Here is a 19,687-nt window from a genome sequence, read left to right as displayed (position 1 = left end):
ATGCGGCTCAAGGACCTCGCCGAGCTGCTGCTGCTCGCGGCCATCTGGGGCGCCTCCTTCCTCTTCATGCGCCTGGCCGGGCCGGAATTCGGCGCCCTGAGCCTGGCCTTCGTGCGCGTGGCCGGCGCCGCGCTCTTTCTGCTGCCCCTGCTGGCCTGGCGTCAGGGCCTGGGCGTGTGGCGGGGGCACGCCCGCGCGCTACTGGCCGTGGGCTTTCTGAACTCCGCCCTGCCCTTCGCGCTGTACGCCTTCGCCGCGTTGCACCTGCCCGCGGGCCTGTCCAGCATCCTCAACGCCACCACGCCGATGTGGGGCGCGCTGGTGGCCTGGGTGTGGCTGGCCCAGGCGCCGGGTGCCTGGCGCAGCCTGGGTCTGCTGATCGGCTTTGCCGGTGTGGTGTGGCTGGCGGCCGAACGCACCGGGCTGAACCTGGACGCCAGCCTGGGCGCCGTGCTCGCCTGCCTGCTGGCCACGCTGAACTACGCGCTCGGCGCCGTGGCCACCAAGCGCTGGCTGCCGGGCGTGCCGCCGCTGGCGGTGGCGGCTGGCAGCCAGCTCGCCGCAGCGCTGTGGCTGCTGCCGTTCGGCCTGTGGGCCTGGCCAGCGCAGGGGCCCAGCCTCGCGGCCTGGGGCCACCTGGCCGCGCTGGCCCTGCTGTGCACCGGCGTGGCCTACATTCTTTACTTCCGCCTCATGGCCCGTGTGGGCCCGACCCAGGCCATCACCGTCACCTTCCTGATTCCGGTGTTCGCCGTGCTCTGGGGCGCGCTCTTCCTGGCCGAGGCCCTGACGCTGGGCATGCTGGGCGGTGGCCTGCTGGTGCTGGCCGGCACGGCGCTGGCCCTGGGCCTGTGGCCGCGGCCTACTTGAGCACCGCGCCGGTCGAATCGAGCACGCTCACCTGAACCGGGATGGCCGCTGAAACGGACTGCGTGACCGTGCAGTAGGCCTCGAAGCTGGCCAGCACGCGGTCCAGGTGCTGCAGCTGCGCGGCCGGCACGCCCAGGGTGAGCGTGGCCTGTAGCCCCAGCACGCGCAAGCGCCCCTCGGCATTGCGCCCCACCTCGGCGGCAACGCGGCAGCCAATCGGTTCCGGCGCCTGCTTGTATTTGCGCAGTGCGAACAACAGCGAGGCGCTGAGGCAATTGCCCACGGCCGAGGCCAGCAGCTGCACGGGCGAAGGGCCTTCGCCTGCACCGAGCGGCGCCGGCTCGTCCGCCTGCAAGGGCGGCAGGCCGTCGGCAAAGCGGATCTCGAAGCGGTAGTCCTGCAACTGCTGCAGTTGGACGGATTCGGCTGGCTCACTCATCAGGCTTCTCCTCACTGGGGGACTTCAACAGGGCTTGCAGGCCGGCCTCGTCCAGCACCGCCACGCCCAGTTCCTGGGCCTTGGCCAGCTTGCTGCCGGCGGCCTCACCGGCCACGACGTAATGGGTCTTCTTGGACACCGAACCGCTGACCTTGCCGCCGGCCGCCTCGATCAGCGCCTGGGCCTCGTCGCGGCTCAGCGTGGGCAGGGTGCCGGTCAGCACGAAGGTCTTGCCGGCCAGGGGCTGCGGGCTGCTGGCCGCGCCTTCGCCTTCCGGCCAGTGCACGCCGCAGGCGCGCAGCTGGTTCACGGCCTCGCGGTTCAGGGGCTGGGCAAAAAAGCTGTGGATGCTGTGCGCCACCACCGGGCCCACATCGGCCACCTGCAGCAGCGCAGCCTCGTCGGCGTCCATCAGCGCGTCCAGCCTGCCGAAGTGCCGCGCCAGTTCCTTGGCCGTGGCCTCACCCACATGGCGGATGCCCAGGCTGAACAGGAAGCGTGCCAGCGTGGTCTGCTTGCTGGCCTCCAGCCGCTCCACCAACTTGGCCGCGCTCTTCTCGCCCATGCGTTCCAGCGCAGCCAGCTGCACGAAGCCGAGCCGGTAGAGATCGGGCAAGGTGCGCACCAGGCCGGCATCCACCAGCTGGTCGACGATCTTGTCGCCCAGGCCTTCCACATCCATGGCGCGCCGGCCGGCAAAGTGCAGCAGGGCCTGTTTGCGCTGGGCCGGGCACACCAGGCCGCCGGTGCAGCGGTGCTCGATCGAACCTTTGTCGCGCTCTACGGCGCTGCCGCAGGCCGGGCAGGCCTTGGGCATGGCGAAGTTGGGCACGTAGGCCGCGCGGGCTTCGGGCATGCGGCCCACCACCTCGGGAATCACGTCGCCAGCCCGGCGCACGATCACGCGGTCGCCCACGCGCACGCCCTTGCGGCGCAGCTCGAAGAGGTTGTGCAGGGTCGCATTCGTCACCGTGGTGCCGCCCACGAACACCGGCTCCAGCCGCGCCACCGGCGTCAGCTTGCCGGTGCGGCCGACCTGCACGTCGATGCCATTGAGCCGCGTGGCCTGCTCCTGTGCCGGGTACTTGTGCGCCACCGCCCAGCGCGGCTCGCGCGTCTTGAAGCCCAGCTGCTGCTGCAGCGCGCGGCGGTTGACCTTGTAGACCACACCGTCGATGTCGAAGGGCAAGCCGTCGCGCAGCGCCGCCACGCGCTGGTGGAAGGCGACAAGGCCGGCCGCACCTTGGGCCACCACGCGCTCGGCGCAAACCGGCAGGCCCAGCTGCTGCAGCGCATCCAGCAAGCCCGCATGCGTGGCCGGCAGCTCCCAGCCCTGCACCTCGCCCAGGCCGTAGGCATAGAAGGACAGCGGGCGCTGCGCCGTGACGCCAGGGTCGAGCTGACGTACCGCACCGGCGGCAGTGTTGCGCGGGTTCACATAAGTTTTCTCGCCGCGCTCGCGCTGGCGCTCGTTCAGGCGCTCGAAGTCGTCGCGCCGCATGTAGACCTCGCCGCGCACCTCCAGCACCGGGGCTGTGCAGCCCTTCAGCCGCAGCGGAATCTGGCCGATGGTGCGGATGTTCTGCGTGACGTCCTCGCCGGTCTCGCCATCGCCGCGCGTGGCGGCCTGCACCAGCAGGCCCAGCTCGTAGCGAAGATTGATGGCCAGGCCGTCGAACTTCAGCTCGGCGGCGTACTCCACCTCAGGGTCGGCCAGGTCCAGCCCGAGTTCGCGGCGCACACGGGCGTCAAAGGCCTCGGCGCCGGCCGGCGTGGTGTCGGTCTCGGTCTCGATCGACAGCATGGGCACGGCGTGGCGCACGGGCTGCAGCTCGGGCAGCGGCGCGGCGCCCACACGCTGGGTCGGGCTGTCGGCCGTGCGCAGCTCGGGGTGCGCGCGCTCGATCGCCTGCAGTTCCTGGAACAGGCGGTCGTACTCGGCGTCGGGGATCTCGGGCGCATCCAGCACGTAGTACTGGTGGGCGTGGTGGTGCAGTTGCTCGCGTAGTGCGGCGGCGCGGCTGGAAAGGTCGGTCGCAGGGGTCGGCATGGCGCGGGATTCTCCGCGCGGATCACTCCGGTTCTCGTTCCCTGCGGGGGCAGTTTGTACGGGCGCGCAGCGAGCTGCGCTCGGGCTTAGCTGAACAGTCTCCGCGCCACCGCGCTACCCGCCGCCAGATCGCGCGAGGCCAGCACCTTGTACAGACGGCCCAGCTCCTCATGAATGGCGGCAAAGCCGTGCGGGCCGAGCGGCCGGCCGCCGCCGTCCACCACCTCGGCCTCCAGGTCGCGCGCCAGCAGGCGGGCGATTTCCTGCAGGGCCGCAAAGGGCTCCTGGGACTCGGGGGTCTGCGGCACGTCGAACAGCAGCGTGGCCTCACGCAGCGGCGGGGCCTCGCCTTCTTCGGCCAAGGCGGCCTGCGGGTCGTACTGCAGCACCAGCATGGGGGGCGCACCTTCCTCGGCACCGGGCAGCACCAGGCGGCCGGGCAAGGCGCCGGGCACCAAGCCGCGCTTGGCGGCGGCCTGCGTCAAGAAACCCAGGGTCCAGGCGGCGCCCTTGGCCTTCAGGCCCACGGCCAGCTGGGCGTCGTTGGCACTGGCGAACTGATCGAGCTCGCGGGCCCGTGCCACCGCTTCCAGCATGTCGGGGAAGTCGGCCATCGCGCCCACGCCGTCGGCAAAGGCCTGCACCTTCTGCACCCACTCGGAGTACTCGATCTCGCCCAGCGGGCCGGCGCGGTTCACCATCTGCAGCCCGGCCTGGAACTCGCCGTAGCGCTCACCGGCCACCGGCAGCTCCCATTCACCGGTCTCGGTGTTCAGGCCCTCGATGGCCAGCGGCTTGGTGCCGGCGCGGCGGCTGGCGGGCAGGTGCAGCAAGGCGGCATCGCCGCTCACGGGAGATTCGACGTGCAGCACGGCGATGACGTCGATCAGCGCATCCAAGCGCGGGCCGCTGCGGCGCTGGGTGCTCTGGGCCTTGCGCACCACCATGGGCAGGGTGTCGGCATGGGCATTGGCATGCGCCGCCGCAGCGTCGCCCTCATGCAGGACATCCAACACGGACTCCATGACACCGCCGTCGCCCCCGCGCTCACCCTGGCCGCCGAGGCCAGGCTCCTGTCGCGGCAGGCTGTCGGGCTCGGGGCGGCGCGGGCCAGCCTTGCGGCTGATCCACCAGCCTTGCACCAAGAGGGCCAGCAGCACGGCAGCGCCGGCCAGCATCAGGGCTTGGGTCAGAGTCAAGGTCATGGGGCGGGATTCTGGTTCAAGCCGGGTTTCAGGCTTCCGCCATGGTCAGGGCAGCTTCCATGTCCACCGCCACCACGCGGCTGACACCCTGCTCCTGCATGGTCACGCCGATCAGCTGCTCGGCCATTTCCATGGCGATCTTGTTGTGGCTGATGAAGAGGAACTGCGTGCCGCGGCTCATCTCGCTCACCAGTCGGGCATAGCGTTCGGTGTTGGCGTCGTCCAGCGGCGCGTCCACCTCGTCCAGCAGGCAGAAGGGAGCGGGGTTGAGCTGGAAGATGGCAAACACCAGGGCGATGGCGGTGAGGGCCTTTTCGCCGCCGCTGAGCAGGTGGATGGTGCTGTTCTTCTTGCCGGGCGGCTGCGCCAGCACCTGCACGCCGGCGTCCAGGATTTCGTCGCCCGTCATCACCAGCTTGGCCTGGCCGCCACCGAAGAGGCTGGGGAACATGCGGCCGAACTCGCTGTTGACGCGGTCGAAGGTGCCCTTGAGCAGGTCGCGGGTCTCGAGGTCGATGCGGCGGATGGCGTCTTCCAGGGTCTTGATGGCCGCCAGCAGGTCGGCCATCTGGGCGTCCAGGAAGGTCTTGCGTTCGCGTGCGCTGCCCAGCTCTTCCAGCGCGGCCAGGTTGACGGCGCCCAGCGCGGCGACTTCGCGCTGGATGCGGTCGATCTCGCCCTGCAGACCGGTCAGGCGCACGCCCTCGGTCTCGATGCCCTGGGCGAGCGCCTCCTGGTCCACGCCGGCGGCTTCGAGCTGCTCGCGGAACTGCGCGCCGCCGAGCTGGGCGGCCTGCTCTTCCAGCTGCAGCTCGGTGATGCGCGCGCGCAGCGGGTCGAGCGCGCGCTCGGTGGCCTGGCGTTCCTCGTCGGCCTTGCGCAGCTGGGCGCTGAGGTCGTCATAGGCGCTGCGGGCCTGGGCCAGCACGCCCTCAGCCGCCAGCTTGGCGTCCAGCGCGTCCTGCAGGCCGGCCTGGGCGGCACTGTCGTCCAGCTCGGCCAGCTCGATATCCAGGCGGGCCAGTTGGTCGTCGCCGCCCTTGGCTTCCTGCACGGCGGTGGCCTGGGCGCGCTGCAGCTCGGCCTGGCGGGCCAGCAAGGCGCGGGCGCCGAACTGCGCCTCCTGGGCGCGGCGCTCGGCCTGACGCAGGGCCTCGCGGGCGTCGTTCAGGCGGCGGTCCGACTGGATCACGGCCTCTTCCAGATCAGCGTGGCGCTGCTGCGCCTCGGCGAGCTGGATGTCCAGCTCCTCGAAGCGCGCCTCGCCCTGCGCACGGCGCTCCAGCAGGCCTTCCTCGGCGGCGTCCAGCTCGGCCAGCTCCTCACGCAAGCGGCTGGCTTGGGCGTGGGCGGCGTCGAAGGCCTGCGAGAGGCGCAGGCTCTCCACCTGCAGGCCATGGGCCTGGGCGCGCAGGGCTTCGGCGGCTCGGCGGGCCTCGGCCAGCTGGCCGGCCACGGCGGCGTGTGCCTGGTCGGCCCGGCCTTGGGCGGCGCGGGCGTCATCGGCGCGCAGCTCCTGCTCGCGCCGCTGCTGCTCCAGGGTCTCGATCTCCTGGGCGCGGGCCAGCAAGCCGGCCTGCTCGCTGTCCGCCGCGTAGAAGGCCACGGCCTGGCGCGAGACGGCGTGGCCGGCTTTCGTGACGATCAGCTCGCCATGGCCGAGCTGATCGCGCTGCGCCAGCGCGGTGGCCAGATCAGGCGCGGTGTACACGCCGTCCAGCCAGTCGGCCAACAGGGCTTGCAAGCCCGGCTGCTCGACGCGCAGCAGCGAGGTCAGCTCGGGCAGCGCGTGGTGGGTGGGCGGGGGCGAGGCCTCGGTGAGCGTGTAGAAGGCCATGCGCGTGGGCGGCGCGTCCTGCTCGAAGGCTCGCACCAGGTCCAGGCGCGAGACCTCGATGGCCGCCATGCGCTCGCGCATGCTGGCTTCCAGCGCGGTTTCCCAGCCGGGCTCGATGTGCAGGCGCTTCCACAGCGCCGTCAGGTTCGCCAGGCCCTGCTTCTCCAGCCAGGGGCCGAGCTTGCCCTGGCTCTGCACCTTGTCCTGCAGCGCGCGCAAAGCTTCGAGGCGGGCGCTGATCTGCGCGAGCTGCGCGGTCTGGGCCTGTGCATTGGCCTGCGCGGCGCGGCGCGCGGCTTCGAGCTCAGGCTCGCGCTCGCTCAGGTCCTCCACGCGGGCCTGGGCTTCTTCCCACTGCGCATCGGCCTCGGCCGAGCGTTCCTTCAGCGCGTCCACCGCCGCCGCATCGGGCAGGCTCAGCGTGGCCTTCTGCGCGTCCAGGCGTTCGCGGCGCTGGCGCAGCGAGCGGGCCTGCTCGTCCAGCGCGCGGCTCTCGGCGGCCAGCACCTGGATCTGCTGCTGCACCTGCACGGCCACCTGGCGCTGCTCTTTGGCCCGCGCCTGCGCGGCGCGCAAGGCGTCCTCCAGGTCCGGCAGCTGCGCCGCCATCTCTTCGGCGCGGGCGGCGGCCAGTTCCTTCTCCTCATCGCCGGCGGCCATCTGCTCGGCCAACTGCTCCAGCTCGGCGGCGGCCTGGGCGGCGCGCTCGTTCCACAGCGCCTGCTGGCCGCGGATCTCGTCGCGCCGGCTGCCGGCCCGGTTGCGTGCCTCCACCACGTAGCGGATGCGCTCTTCCAGGCGGCTGACGGCCAGCTGGGCTTCGGCAAAGCGGCCCTGCTCGGTGTGCAAGGTATCGCCGGCGGCAAAGTGCGCCTGGCGCACCTCCTCCAGGCGGGCCTCAATGGCGCGCAGGTCGGCAATGCGCGCTTCCAGCGCATTGACGGCCTCGCGCCCGGCGGCCTGGACCCGCTCGAACTCGCGTGCGGCGTCGCGGCTCTTCAGGAACCAGAGCTGATGCAGGCGGCGCTCACCCAGGCCCTGCAGCTCGCGGTATTTCGTCGCCACCTCGGCCTGGCGCTCCAGGCGTTCCAGGTTGCTGTCCAGCTCGCGCAGGATGTCTTCGACGCGGGTCAAGTTCTCGCGCGTGTCCTTGAGCCGGTTCTCGGTCTCGCGGCGGCGCTCCTTGTACTTGCTGACCCCGGCCGCCTCTTCCAGGAAGAGCCGCAACTCCTCGGGCTTGCTTTCGATGATGCGGCTGATAGTGCCCTGGCCAATGATGGCGTAGGCCCGCGGCCCCAGACCCGTGCCCAGGAAGACGTCCTGCACGTCCTTGCGGCGCACCACCTGGTTGTTGATGAAGTAGGAGCTGGTGCCGTCGCGCGTCAGCACGCGCTTCACCGCAATCTCGCTGAACTGGTTCCAGGCACCGCCAGCCCGCGCGAGCTGGTTGTCGAACACCAGCTCCACCGAGGCCCGGCTGGCGGGCTTGCGGGTGTTGCTGCCGTTGAAGATGACGTCCTGCATGGACTCGCCGCGCAGCTCGGAGGCCTTGCTTTCGCCCAGCACCCAGCGCACCGCGTCCATGATGTTGGACTTGCCGCAGCCATTGGGCCCGACGACGCCCACGCGCTGCCCCGGCAACTGGAACACCGTGTTGTCGGCGAAGGACTTGAAGCCCGAAAGCTTGATGGAGTTGAGCCGCATGGGGTGCGTCCAGGACGCGGGTTTTCTCTATGAAAACCGGGGCAAAAAAGGGCGCGGATGATAGCATCGCGCCCCCTCGCAAACCCGCATGCCACGCCATGGCCACCAGCAAGAAGAAGAGCCCGCCCGCTTCCCAGCGGCAAGCCCCGGTCAACCCGCCCTCGGTTCCGAGCAAGGAGCTGCAGGTCTTCCCGAACCCGGCCCCGCAGCGCGACTACCTGCTGCAGTTCCAGGTGCCCGAGTTCACCTGCCACTGCCCGCTGACCAAGCAGCCGGACTTCGCCCACTTCGTCATCGAGATGGTGGCCGACGAGTGGTGCGTCGAGCTCAAGAGCCTGAAGATGTACATGTGGAGCTACCGCGACGAGGGCGCCTTCCACGAAGCGGTGACGAACCAGATCCTGGACGACATCGTCAAGGCCACGAATCCGCGCTTCTGCCGCGTCAAGGCGCGCTGGTATGTGCGCGGCGGCATCTACACGAACGTGGTGGTCGAGCACCGCAAGAAGGGCTGGAAGCCGCAGGCTCCGGTGGAATTCGGCGGCGCCGAATTCCCGCGTGAAACCGGCATGCTGGGCTGAAGCGATGGACGCCGGTACGCCGCTGTGGCGCCAACACCTGGGTTCGCGCTTGAGCTTTGCCCTGCTGTTCGCTGTGCTTGCCGCTCTTGAGGGTTTCGCCGCCTTGGATGCCGCAAGCCTGAACCGGGTGCTCAGCATGGTGGGCTTCCTGGCACTGGGCGTGGGCGCCTTCCTGGTGCCCGCCCCGCTAAGCCAATCGATACGCGAGGGCATGCGGAGCTCCACCGGTCTGCGCATCGGCCCAGTCTGGCTGAACGTTGTCCTGACGCTTGGCGGATTGAGCTGTCTGTTGGCCGGTCTGTGGCTGCGCCACGCTGGCGCAAGCGCATGAACCCGCGCCTGGAGCTGCTGCAGGCCTACCCCTTTGAGCGCCTGCGCGCGCTGCAAGCGGGCATCACGCCCAACCCCGCCCTGCCCCCCATCAGCCTGGGCCTGGGCGAGCCGCGCCACCCGGCGCCCGCCGTGGTGCTGGAAGCCCTGCGCGAGAACCTGGCCGGGCTCTCCAACTACCCGGCCACGGCCGGCAACCCGGAGCTGCGCGCCGCCATCGCGGCCTGGATCCAGCGCCGCTATGGCCTGCAGCTGGACGCCGCCACGCAGGTGCTGCCCTGCAACGGCTCGCGCGAGGCCCTGTTTGCCATCGCCCAGACCGTGGTGGACGCCAGCCAGCCCGGCGCCACCGTGGTGGTGCCCAATCCTTTCTATCAAATCTACGAGGGCGCGGCCCTGCTGGCCGGCGCGCAGCTGGCCTTTGCGGACAGCGACCCGGCACGCAACTTCGGGGCCGACTGGGGCGCCATCCCCGACGACACCTGGGCGCGCACCCAGCTCGTCTACGTCTGCTCACCCGGCAACCCCAGCGGGGCGGTGATGCCGCTGCTTGAATGGCAACGCCTGTTCGAACTGTCCGACCGCCACGGCTTCGTCATCGCCGCCGACGAGTGCTACTCCGAGATCTATCTGGGCGACCAAGCGCCGCTGGGCGGGCTGGAAGCGGCCGCGAAGCTGGGCCGACACGACTACCGCCGCCTGATCAGCTTCACCAGCCTGTCCAAGCGCAGCTCGGTGCCGGGCTTGCGCAGCGGCTTCGTGGCCGGTGACGCCGCCCTCATCAAGGCCTTCACGCTCTACCGCACCTACCACGGCAGCGCCATGAGCCCGGTGGTGCAGGCCGCGTCCATCGCTGCCTGGAACGACGAGGCCCATGTGCTGGAAAACCGCGCCGCCTACCAGGCCAAGTTCGCCGCCGTGCTGCCGCTGCTGCAAGACGTGCTGGACGTGGCGGCACCCGACGCTGGCTTCTATCTGTGGGCCGGCGTGCCCAAGACCCTGTGCGGAGGCTGCGATATCGAGTTCGCGAAGGCGCTGCTCGGACAATGCAACGTCCAGGTGCTGCCCGGCAGCCTGCTGGCCCGTCCGAACCACGGACACAACCCCGGCCAGGGGCGCGTGCGCATGGCCCTCGTCGCTGAAGTCGAGGCCTGCGTGCAAGCCGCGCAGCGCATTCGCACCTTCATCGAAAGCCAGCCATGAGCAGTCTGCAAACCACCATCGAAGCCGCCTGGGAACAGCGCGCCGAGTTCAGCCCCACGAGCGCCCCCGCCGCGGTGCGCGAGGCCGTGAACCATGTGCTGGCCGAGCTGGACGCCGGCCGCCTGCGCGTGGCCAGCCGGGAAGGCGTGGGCCAATGGACCGTGCACCAGTGGATCAAGAAGGCGGTGCTGCTGAGCTTCCGCCTGAACGACAACCGCGTGATGGGCAACGCCGACGCCGGCCAGCTCGCCTTCTTCGACAAGGTGGAGCCCAAGTTCGCCGGCTGGAGCGAGGCCGATTTCCGCGCCAGCGGCGTGCGCGTGGTGCCGCCCGCGGTGGCGCGCCGGGGCAGCTTCGTGGCCAAGAACGTGGTGCTGATGCCCTCCTACGTCAACATCGGCGCCTACGTGGACGAGGGCGCCATGGTGGACACCTGGGCCACCGTGGGCAGCTGCGCGCAGATCGGCAAGAACGTGCACCTGAGCGGCGGCGTGGGCATTGGCGGCGTGCTGGAGCCCTTGCAGGCCAACCCCACCATCATTGAAGACAACTGCTTCATCGGCGCCCGCTCCGAGGTGGTGGAAGGCGTGATCGTCGAAGAGCACTCGGTGATCTCGATGGGCGTGTACATCGGCCAAAGCACACCGATCTACGACCGCGAGACCGGCGAAACCACTTACGGCCGTGTGCCGGCCGGCTCGGTCGTCATCAGCGGCAGCCTGCCGCGCGATGGCGGACGCTATAACCTGTACGCTGCCGTGATCGTCAAGAAGGTGGACGCGCAAACGCGCGCCAAGACCTCCATCAACGAATTGCTGCGCGCCTGAAGCCCCACCCCCGAAGCGCCTGCGGCGCCTCCCCCCCAAGGGGGCGCCGCCAGTGGCCCGGCAAAGCCGGTTCCACGGCGGCCCCGGGTCAATCGGCCTCCGGCTCGCAGACCTAGAAAGGAAAACTGCGATGTCGGGAAACATGGAGCGCATCCTGCGCCTGATGGCCGAAAAGGGAGCCTCGGACTGCTACCTCTCGGCCAATATGCCGGTGCTGATCAAGCTGAACGGCCAAGTCGTGCAGCTGTCGGACCAGGCCCTGTCCGTCAACCAGCCGCGCCAGCTGATTGCGGAGCTGCTGGACCAGAAGGCGCTGCAGGAGCTCGACGACCACGGCGAGCTCAACATGGCGATCTCGATCTCCAAGGTCGGCAGCTTCCGTTTGAGCGGCTTCCGCCAGCGGGGTTCCATCGCCGCGGTGTTCCGGCATATCTCGCACACCATCCCGGCGCTGGAAACGCTCAAGCTGCCCGAGATCCTCGGCAACCTGGTGCTGGAAAAGCGCGGCCTGGTGCTGATGGTGGGCGCCACCGGCACCGGCAAGAGCACGACGCTGGCCGCCATGCTGGAAAAGCGCAACCAGACCATCGCCGGGCACATCCTCACCATCGAGGACCCGATCGAGTACCTGTTCCAGAACAAGAAGTCGGTGGTGAACCAGCGCGAGATCGGGCGCGACACCGCCAGCCTGCAGATTGCGCTGAAGAACTGCCTGCGCCAGGCGCCCGACTGCATCCTGATCGGCGAGATCCGCGACCGCGAGACCATGACCGCGGCGATCTCGTACTCGCTGTCCGGCCATTTGGTGCTGGCCACACTGCACGGCAACAACAGCTACCACGCGCTGAACCGCATCTTGTCCTTCTACCCGCCGGAAAGCCGCCCCGCCCTGCTGGGCGACTTGGCGGCCGGCCTGAAGGCCATCATTTCGCAGCGCCTGGTGCGCGCCCAGAGTGGCGGGCGCGTGCCAGTGGTGGAAATCATGATGAACACCAAGCTCGTGTCCGAACTGATCGAGCAGGGCGACTTCAACGGCGTGAAGGAGGCGATGGAGAAGTCCATGGCCGAGGGCTCGCAGACCTACGAAGAGCATTTCGCCAAGCTGATCGAGAACGGCACCATCAGCCGCGAGGAAGGCCTGGCCTTCGCCGATTCGCCCACCAACCTGCTCTGGCGCCTGCAGAACACGCAGGAGCCCATCTCGCGCGCGCCGGCCAAGCAGGAAGACGCCCCGGCCGATACCGCCACCTTCACCGAAATCACGCTGGACGTGATGCCCGAAGAACACTGAGCGGCCTCACCGCCGCAAGCTCCCCTTGAAACTCATCGAGTGCATCGAAGCCGGCGCCGCGCGCCTGCAAGCCGCTGGCGTGGCCTTCGGCCAGGGCACCCTCAACGCCTTTGACGAAGCCGCCTGGCTCACGCTTTGGCGCCTGGGCCTGCCGCTGGACGCGCTGGACGACCATGCCGAGGATGCGCTGACGCCGGGCCAGCAGGCCGAGGTGGAGGCCCTGATCGGGCAGCGCATCGCCACCCGCCAGCCCGCCGCCTACCTCACCGGCGAGGCCTGGCTGCAGGGCGTGCCCTTCTTCATTGATCAGCGCTCGATCGTGCCGCGCAGCTTCATCGCCGAGCTGATCGCCGAGGGCAGCTTCGACGCCTGGCTGGGCGAGCACACGCAGCAGGTGCTGGACCTGTGCACGGGAAACGGCTCGCTGGCCGTGCTGGCGGCCATGGCCTGGCCGGACGTGCAGGTGACCGGCGCCGACCTGAGCGCCGACGCCCTGGCCGTGGCGGCGCGCAATGTCGAGCGCCATGGGCTGCAAGGCCGCGTCCGCGTGGTGCAGGGCGACGGCCTGGCCGCCGTGGCCGGCCAGCGCTTCGACCTGGTGCTGTGCAACCCACCGTACGTCAACGCCCAGTCCATGGCAGCCCTGCCCCCCGAGTTCCGCGCCGAACCCGAGCTGGCCCTGGCCGGCGGAAGCGACGGCATGGACTTCATCCGCCGCCTGCTGGCCGAACTGCCGGCCCATCTGAACGCGGGCGGCGTGCTGGTGCTGGAGATCGGGCACGAGCGGCCGTTCTTCGAGGCGGCGTTTCCCGAGTTGGAGCCAGTGTGGTTGGAGACCTCGGCGGGGCATGACATGGTGCTGCTGCTGACGCGGGAGCAGCTGGCCTAGCCGCCGCACCTTTCGCCCCGGCGGCACTCAAAGTGGGTTCGTTCCGACCGGCCCGTCGTACGCGGGCTCGCCAGTTGATCTTCCCCGGCCAGTTCGAACACATGTCCGCCGAATGGACCAAGCGCCCCGTTGGGGATGTGATCGCCATCGGCCGCGACACCGCCCCAGGCATACCGCAGTGCCCCGAGCTAACGCTGCTGCGCAACAAGCCGCACTGCCCGATCCGCAAACTTGCCTGCGTCGCACGGAAGACGCCGTGCTGCACGGACCGGCTGTGGCGCGCATCCTGCTGAACCTGCAATGGAAGGGCTGGCGGCCCGGCGCCATCTTGGCCCAGCACGGCTGGGCCGAGACTCTATACGCCAAGGCCGTCTTCCCCTCCGACCGGCGGGTTGGCCATTGCAAGTGCATGAGGGGCTGCACACGTAGATCGTGGGTGCAAATCCTATGGCTCACGACCCAAGGTTGTGAAGCTGGAGTTCAATCAATCGCAGAAGGCGGATGCAGAAACCCACGAAGAGTAGCCGCCCCAATTGAATTCGATTCACTGCGCGAATATATACCGACCGATTAAAACATGGTAGCCGCCGGCTCTGACGATGAATAATTCGCTCAGAGCCATGATTCTCTTGCGCACCAATGAAAATGACAAAATTAAGACCCTGATGACACCCATTGTTCTGCTCGACATTGCGAATAGCGCCTCGGCACGATATACGTATGGCCCCTGGGTTCCGGTCGCCAAGCGGGATTTTTGACTTTGGAGCAGACAATCGAGAATACTCAGTCTGGTCGCCTAGACAAGGGAGATTGGGTCTCGCTTGGAGGGTGCCAGACTTCGGGCTGGAGCACTGTTCTTTCAGGGATGTATTGGAATAGTTTCAGACAATCAATCGATCGTGTTGTGGTTGAAGGTCAGGCGGTGCGCAACGAGTACAAAGTTTGCGATAAAGGCGCATGTACCGGCATTCTCATAGGCATGAGTGCTGCAGTCGATCGACTGGCCGCCATCGGTTACGCCAACAGCGCAGCCATCGAATTGGCCGCAAAGCTTCCGGCGGCATCTCCAGGCAGTGAAGCCAGCCCCTGCAATTTCACCGGCCCCGATGCGGAGAAGTATGGCCAAATTACTGCAAATGATATGATCGAAGTCCGGATTGCCGACGGCAGGGCGGTGATGGCAAAACACGGAATGTACAATACTGGGAATTACTCCGTGAAGTGGTCTGACGGGACTGTGGATGAATTCTCTATTGCAGGGATGGGAAGTGCCCCGATCTATAAGCGCACCTCGGCGCAGGGCAATGGCATAGCGGGCTCGGCATGCAAAAAGCCCCAGTAATTTATTTCATCGCTGGCGCTCTGGCAGTGGCAGGCCTGGGGTGGCGCACGCTAGCAGGCAGTTCCGACCGCATTCAACCAGCTTCCGATCCAGTTCGAGAAAGCGTAACCGTCAGGCCGCGTACTGATGGAGCGTCGATTCCGAGTAGTACCGAAGTTTCAGCCGAGACCGCCCGAAAACCCTCAAATGCGAAGGAAATTGGAAGGCAACAACTCAAGGCAGATTTCTACTCCTCAAAGAATCTGCGAGTATTCGTTCATGAGGCGATGCGTCGACCGGCCCAGGGCGGGTATTACTACTCCACGCGAGCACTCCAACATTGCGAGTTCCTACCCACATTGGTTGAACTGACAAAGAGGGCACCAACTACTAACGCGCTGGCGAATGACAGACTTCGCACGGAGCTGGATCGCTGTGAAGGCGTGGTGGAGCAATTCGGAGGCATTCGAGGTCTGGCTAATAATATTGAGGCCAGGTCTGATCGGCAGCAAGATCCATTGCGAACACTTTCGCGGGAGCTGACGGAGAACAAATTTTCTGACCCAGAAATGGCGATCGGCGCTGCGCTATCGAGCGCAGAACCTGAGCTACTCAAGCAGGCGCTCGCAATTTACGGCAAACAAATCATCGAATCGAATGCTGGGTATCGAATTGAGTGGAATGAAAAATTAAAAAGCTTGGTCGGATTGGCTGCCGCACAGTTGGCGCGTGAAACATTGGGCGATCCGCTTTCAGAATGGACTGCGGCAACGTATTGTCTTCTCTCTGGGCAGTGCACGGCAAACCAGAATGAGATTGAGCAAGAATTAGCAAACACCAAAGACAGAGAAACTTTGGACTCGTTCAAAAAGTTGTTACGTGAATCATTGAGCAGATCAAAGTAGCGAGGTATCAGGCGACTCAAACGCACGAAGATCGACACCCAAAATCGCCTCTGCCCCACACGCTACTCCCACCCCTGCATCCGATCAAACGCCGCCCCATGCGGAAAGGTGGCGGCCAGCATGTCGGCATCGGCGCCAAACCATTGCGCCAGCTCGCGCCCGAGTTGCTCGGTCGCCGTGCTGGGAATCCACACGCCCTGCCCCGCATCGTCCGGCCCGCCCACCACCAGCTCGGGGAAGCGACCGAGCAGGCGCCCGCCTGGCGTGGGCCCGCCGAGCAGGAACTGGTGGTTGCCCCAGCCATGGTCGGTGCCGGCGCCGTTGCTGGGTAGATTGCGGCCGAAGTCGCTGGCGCTGAACAGAGCCACTTGGCGCGTCAGGCCCAGTTCAGTCAGCGCGGCGTGGAAGGCCGTCACCGCACCGTCGATCTCCCCGAACAACTCGTTCTGGCGCTGCAGTTGGTCGTCGCCGTGGGTGTCGAAGCCGCCGATGCTGGCGAAGAAGCTCTGGCGGCTCAGGCCCAGGGTGGTGCGCGCCTTGATCAAACGCGCCACCGTGCCGAGCTGGCGGCCCAGGCCAGTGTCAGGGAAGGGAGTCGTGAGCGTGCTGGCCTGCAGCGCGCTGGCCAGCACGCGCTGGTTCTCGATCGAACGCCCCAGCACCTGCAGCCAGGTCTGCTCAAACGGGTCCTGGCGCGCCTCGGCCAGCGTGGCGCTGACGGCCTGCGAGAGCGGGTCGCTGCCGCTCGGGTTGTAGAAGTCCAGGCCGAACTGGCCGTTCGATGAGACGCGGTAAGGCGTCAGGCCCTGGTCGCCGCCCTGCCAGAGGTTGCTGCCGGCCACGCTGATGGAGGCGTAGCCGCGGTTGCTGCTGCCGGCCGCCACCGTGCGCTCCAGCAGGCGCCCGCCCCAGCCATGGCGGCCAGGCGCCTCAACCATCGCGCTCTGCCAGCCGAGCTGCTGGTCGGAATGCGAGTAGAGGTTGTAGGGCAAGGGCACGCTGCGCGCCTGGAACTGGGCCTTGCTGGTGGGCACCAGCAGCGGGCCGATGTTGGCGACGAAGGCCGCTTCACCGCGGTTCACCAGGCCTTGCAGACCGGGCATGGCCGAGTGCAGGCCATAGCTCTGGCCGCTGGTGTTGCGGAACTGCAGCGGCAACAGGCTGGCCTGAGCCAAGGCCAGATTGGGCCGCGCGCGCTGGTAGCCGGCCCAGCGGGCATCGGTGGGCACCAGCAGGTTGTTGCCGTCGTTGCCGCCGAACAGGAAGAGGCAGACCAGGGCCTTGTAGTCGCCCGCCGGCGGGGCCGCCTGGGCCAGGGCCTGCAGCGCGGGCCAGGGGGTCAGGGCGGCGCTGGCGCCGAGTTGCAGCAGGTGGCGTCGCTTCATGGGCTACCCCTTAGTGCTGAGTGACGAAGTCGGGGGACATCGCCATCAAGGTCAATGCGGAGCGCACCCGCGCCTTGGGCTCCTTGGCCGGCAAGGCCTGCACCAGGGTCAGCAGGCGCTGGCGCGTGCTGGGGCTCATCTGCAGGGTGAAGAACAGCAGGTCCAGGCGGTCCACCAAAGCGGGCGGGTCGGCGGCCAGGGCTTCCAGCGGCGCCAGGTCCAGGCTCAGGCGGTGCTGCTCGGGCCAGCCATAGCCGCCGCCCTTGAACAGGTAGTAGAAGAAGTTCAGCGAACCGGCGGCGCTCGTCTCGGTGGTGATCTGGAACTCGGGCGCCACCATGGCCGATTGCGTCAGCGGCCCGGCCGGGCGGTAGGCGGGGGCGTAGAAGTTGAAGACCGAGGGCGCCAGCAGCGGGCTCTGGCCCAGGCCCTCGTCGGCGCTGTCCAGGTAGTGGATCCGGTTCAGGCCGCTGGGGCTCTTGGCATCCAGCGCCCGCAGCAGATGGGCGAAGCGCAGCACGGGCTCACGCAGCTTGCCGAAGCGGGCGTTGGGGGCGGTGCTGCGGGCTTCGTTGTCCAGCAGGACGGCGCGCAGTACCGCGCGCAGATTGCCGCGCTGCCCGCTGCCGTCATTCACGAACACCGCCGCCACGCGGCCCACGTAGGCCGCACTCGGGTTGCTGGTGACGAGGCGCTGGATCAGCTGCTTGCAAAAGAAGGGCGGCACATTGGGGTGGGCAAAGATGCAGTCGAGCGCGTCCTTCAGGTCCTGCTCGGCGCTCTGGCCGGCGGGCAGCACCTTGCCGTCCAGCAACGTCTTGGCGGCCGAGGAATGCCAGGCCGGCCAGGCCTTCATGGGCGCGCTCCACAGTGCATCGAGTTCGTCGTCGTGGTGGTGGAAGGCCTTGCTGTCGGCGGTGTTCAGGCCGCCATGGCCCCAACCGGTGAAGACCTTGGCAAAGCCGCGGATCTCGGCCTCGCCATAGGTGTTGATGGGCTGGCCCTGCGCGTCGGTCTTCAGGGTGCCGTCGGGGTTCAGCTGCACCAGGCCGATGGAGAACAGTTGCAGCACCTCGCGCGCGTAGTTTTCGTTCGGATGCGTGCCCTGAGCCGGATCTTCCTTCTCACTTTCCAGCATGTTCAGGTAGTAGCCCATGGCCGGGTGCAGGGTCACGGCCTCCAGCAGCTCGCGCCAGTTGCCGAAGGCGTGGCGGTTCAGCAGGTCCATGTAGCTACTCATGGCCGCGGGGCGGATGTCGGGGGCGATGTTGCTGATGACGAAGATCTGCAGCAGCGCCCAGCTCATGCGCGCACGCAGCGGGTCCTCACCCTGCAGCCATTGCTGCCACACGGCCTCGTAGCTCATCTCCTCGCTGAGCCTGGGGCGCTCGCCCGGCTTCTGATCGCGGCCGCGCTGCGTTTCCAGGTAAGCCAGGTGCGAAACCGTGGGCCGCGCGAACTGCTGGCTCAGCCAGGCCTCGAAGCCCTGGGCCGCCAGGGCATCTACCTCGGCGGCGCTGCGCGGCCCGAAGGCCGCCTGAGTCAGGAAGCGGGCGGCGTCGCGGCGTGTCGGCGGAATCGCCGGCGGCGCTGGAGGTGGTGCGGGTGGCGGCGAAGGCACCGGTGCGGGAGCCGGGGTCGGTGCCGGGGTGGGCCCGGGTGTCGGTGTAGGCGCGGGCGGCGTGCTCTCCGAGCCACCGCCGCCACACGCGCTCAGCAACGCGCCGGCGGCCAGCAGCGGGGCCAGGGGTGCGAGTTCGGCTTCCGGGCCGAGCCGGTCTGCCGGGGCTTCGGCCGTCTCAGCGGGCGGATGCGGGGTTTGAGTCTCCACGGCGCAACTCCGGCTTGGCGAAGCGGCCACTCTGCGCGCGCCGGGGCCGCGCAGGTGTCAGCGTGTGTGAATGCGGTGCGTCAAAGCGCTTCGGGCTGTAGCCCCGGCGAACCCAAGGGATCAGGCAGGAGCAGAGCGGGTGCGGCCCGTCTGCCATCAAGGCCGGTAGGGCACACCAGCTACATGACGCGCCCACAGCTCCCCAGCCACACCCTCGCGAATCAGCTGCGCCAGCGCCCGGTCGAGCTGCGGCAGCAGCGCCGCCGCAGCGCTCCCCTTGGCCGCCATCAGGTGCTTGGTGGGCCCGCGGGCCCAGCGGGCCGGGCTGGCCAGCAGCTGGGGGTGGCTCAGGATGTCCTGCCCGTTGACCTGCATGCCGGCCACCACCTCCAGCTCCTCGGGCACGTAGTCGCACCGGTCCAGCAGCAGCTTTTCGAACAGCTTGGGGTAGCGGTTCACGCCGGTGTCGAGTGCGCCAGCGGCCAGGCCGTAGTGGGCGTAGCTGGCACCGTTCAGGCCGCAGCCGCGCAGGCCCTGCAGGTCGGCCACCTGCTGGGGCCGCACCGGGCGGCTGGCGCGGGAGAAGACCATGGGCGTGAGCGTCATATAGGGCATGGAGAAGGCGTAGACCTGGGCCCTGGCGTCGCTGTAGTAGCCGCCGACGGCGAAATCGACCTGCCCACGTGCCACCGAGAGCAGGCAGCGCGCCCAGGGCTGGTCCGTCACGAAGCGCATCGGCTGGCCCGCACGGCGGAACACCTGGCTGAACAGCTCCATGGAGAAAGTGGGCTGCACCTCGGCGGCCGGCGGGGTGGCCGAGGCTGCAGAGCCCTGGGGAGCCGGCTTCGGGTCCACGCACACGGTGAGCGTGCGCTCCAGCGCCTGCGCCTGCGCCGCCCCGGCCGAGCCGAGCACGCAGGTCAGCACCAGGGTGGGAAGCCTTGCCATCGGGGCAGTCTAAGAGCCTGCTGGCGGGCCCCCGGTAGGATGTACCCCTCGCGCCGCCCTGCCCCGGGCGG

The 19,687-nt window shown here is 68.4% G+C and carries 18 protein-coding genes; 11 read left to right on the top strand and 7 right to left on the bottom strand.

Translation table 11 applies throughout. The features are described 5' to 3' along the window. On the top strand, positions 1–870 hold the full coding sequence (locus tag I7X39_RS01450; protein WP_198109170.1) for a DMT family transporter: 870 nt from the start codon (positions 1–3) through the stop codon (positions 868–870). Here the strand turns inward: I7X39_RS01450 and I7X39_RS01445 are convergent. The 4 genes from I7X39_RS01445 to smc all read right to left on the bottom strand — a co-directional run bounded on the left by I7X39_RS01445 (position 863) and on the right by smc (position 8,105). Then, positions 863–1,309 carry an OsmC family protein gene (locus I7X39_RS01445; RefSeq protein ID WP_198109169.1) on the bottom strand — a complete coding sequence of 149 codons (447 nt, stop codon included), beginning with the start codon at positions 1,307–1,309 and terminating at the stop codon, positions 863–865. The genes I7X39_RS01450 and I7X39_RS01445 overlap by 8 nt on opposite strands. Continuing rightward, a complete protein-coding gene (ligA, locus tag I7X39_RS01440) occupies positions 1,302–3,359 on the bottom strand; it encodes an NAD-dependent DNA ligase LigA (RefSeq protein ID WP_198109168.1) in 2,058 nt (685 codons plus the stop codon). The genes I7X39_RS01445 and ligA overlap by 8 nt, the downstream gene beginning before the upstream one ends. A gap of 86 nt (positions 3,360–3,445) precedes the next feature. Next, positions 3,446–4,564 (bottom strand): cell division protein ZipA C-terminal FtsZ-binding domain-containing protein, encoded by a 1,119-nt coding sequence (locus tag I7X39_RS01435; RefSeq protein ID WP_198109167.1) that lies wholly within the window; start codon positions 4,562–4,564, stop codon positions 3,446–3,448. Positions 4,565–4,592: 28 nt separating this feature from the next. Continuing rightward, positions 4,593–8,105, bottom strand: coding sequence for a chromosome segregation protein SMC (smc, locus tag I7X39_RS01430; RefSeq protein ID WP_198109166.1), 3,513 nt, complete (start codon positions 8,103–8,105; stop codon positions 4,593–4,595). Between the two features lie 98 nt (positions 8,106–8,203). On the opposite strand from smc, the gene queF reads away from it, so the two are divergent. The 10 genes from queF to I7X39_RS01380 all read left to right on the top strand — a co-directional run bounded on the left by queF (position 8,204) and on the right by I7X39_RS01380 (position 15,452). Beyond that, entirely contained in the window at positions 8,204–8,686 is a 483-nt protein-coding gene (queF, locus tag I7X39_RS01425; protein WP_198109165.1) for a preQ(1) synthase, read from the top strand. A 49-nt stretch (positions 8,687–8,735) separates the two neighbouring features. Continuing rightward, a complete protein-coding gene (locus I7X39_RS01420) occupies positions 8,736–9,017 on the top strand; it encodes a hypothetical protein (protein ID WP_198109164.1) in 282 nt (93 codons plus the stop codon). Next, positions 9,014–10,219, top strand: a complete 1,206-nt coding sequence (gene dapC / locus I7X39_RS01415) for a succinyldiaminopimelate transaminase (RefSeq protein ID WP_198109163.1) — start codon at positions 9,014–9,016, stop codon at positions 10,217–10,219. The genes I7X39_RS01420 and dapC overlap by 4 nt, the downstream gene beginning before the upstream one ends. Next, on the top strand, positions 10,216–11,046 hold the full coding sequence (gene dapD / locus I7X39_RS01410; RefSeq protein ID WP_198109162.1) for a 2,3,4,5-tetrahydropyridine-2,6-dicarboxylate N-succinyltransferase: 831 nt from the start codon (positions 10,216–10,218) through the stop codon (positions 11,044–11,046). The genes dapC and dapD overlap by 4 nt, the downstream gene beginning before the upstream one ends. 130 nt (positions 11,047–11,176) lie before the next feature. Continuing rightward, the gene (locus I7X39_RS01405) at positions 11,177–12,337 is read left to right on the top strand and encodes a PilT/PilU family type 4a pilus ATPase (RefSeq protein ID WP_198109161.1); all 1,161 of its coding nucleotides are present in this window, start codon (positions 11,177–11,179) and stop codon (positions 12,335–12,337) included. A gap of 25 nt (positions 12,338–12,362) precedes the next feature. Next, positions 12,363–13,226, top strand: a complete 864-nt coding sequence (gene prmB, locus I7X39_RS01400; protein WP_198109160.1) for a 50S ribosomal protein L3 N(5)-glutamine methyltransferase — start codon at positions 12,363–12,365, stop codon at positions 13,224–13,226. 112 nt (positions 13,227–13,338) lie between these two features. After that, positions 13,339–13,800: a hypothetical protein gene (locus I7X39_RS23780; RefSeq protein ID WP_375140723.1), complete on the top strand. Its 462-nt coding sequence runs from the start codon at positions 13,339–13,341 to the stop codon at positions 13,798–13,800. Between the two features lie 46 nt (positions 13,801–13,846). After that, a complete protein-coding gene (locus I7X39_RS01390) occupies positions 13,847–13,984 on the top strand; it encodes a hypothetical protein (protein WP_198109158.1) in 138 nt (45 codons plus the stop codon). Positions 13,985–14,148: 164 nt separating this feature from the next. Continuing rightward, positions 14,149–14,568: a hypothetical protein gene (locus tag I7X39_RS01385; RefSeq protein ID WP_198109157.1), complete on the top strand. Its 420-nt coding sequence runs from the start codon at positions 14,149–14,151 to the stop codon at positions 14,566–14,568. Further along, positions 14,550–15,452 carry a hypothetical protein gene (locus tag I7X39_RS01380; protein ID WP_198109156.1) on the top strand — a complete coding sequence of 301 codons (903 nt, stop codon included), beginning with the start codon at positions 14,550–14,552 and terminating at the stop codon, positions 15,450–15,452. The genes I7X39_RS01385 and I7X39_RS01380 overlap by 19 nt, the downstream gene beginning before the upstream one ends. A 62-nt stretch (positions 15,453–15,514) precedes the next feature. Here I7X39_RS01380 and I7X39_RS01375 read toward each other — a convergent pair whose 3' ends face one another. The 3 genes from I7X39_RS01375 to I7X39_RS23545 form a co-directional block, all read right to left on the bottom strand. Beyond that, positions 15,515–16,837 (bottom strand): DUF1501 domain-containing protein, encoded by a 1,323-nt coding sequence (locus I7X39_RS01375; RefSeq protein WP_198109155.1) that lies wholly within the window; start codon positions 16,835–16,837, stop codon positions 15,515–15,517. Positions 16,838–16,847: 10 nt separating this feature from the next. Continuing rightward, entirely contained in the window at positions 16,848–18,668 is a 1,821-nt protein-coding gene (locus I7X39_RS01370; protein ID WP_198109154.1) for a DUF1800 domain-containing protein, read from the bottom strand. Between the two features lie 156 nt (positions 18,669–18,824). After that, entirely contained in the window at positions 18,825–19,616 is a 792-nt protein-coding gene (locus I7X39_RS23545; RefSeq protein WP_198109153.1) for a substrate-binding periplasmic protein, read from the bottom strand. Between the last annotated feature and the right edge of the window lie 71 nt (positions 19,617–19,687).

The organism is Inhella proteolytica, from assembly GCF_016093275.1.
GTDB classification, from domain to species: domain Bacteria; phylum Pseudomonadota; class Gammaproteobacteria; order Burkholderiales; family Burkholderiaceae_C; genus Inhella; species Inhella proteolytica.
Note: the sequence above shows the minus strand (reverse complement) of the source record. Positions and strands in the feature narration are given on the sequence as shown.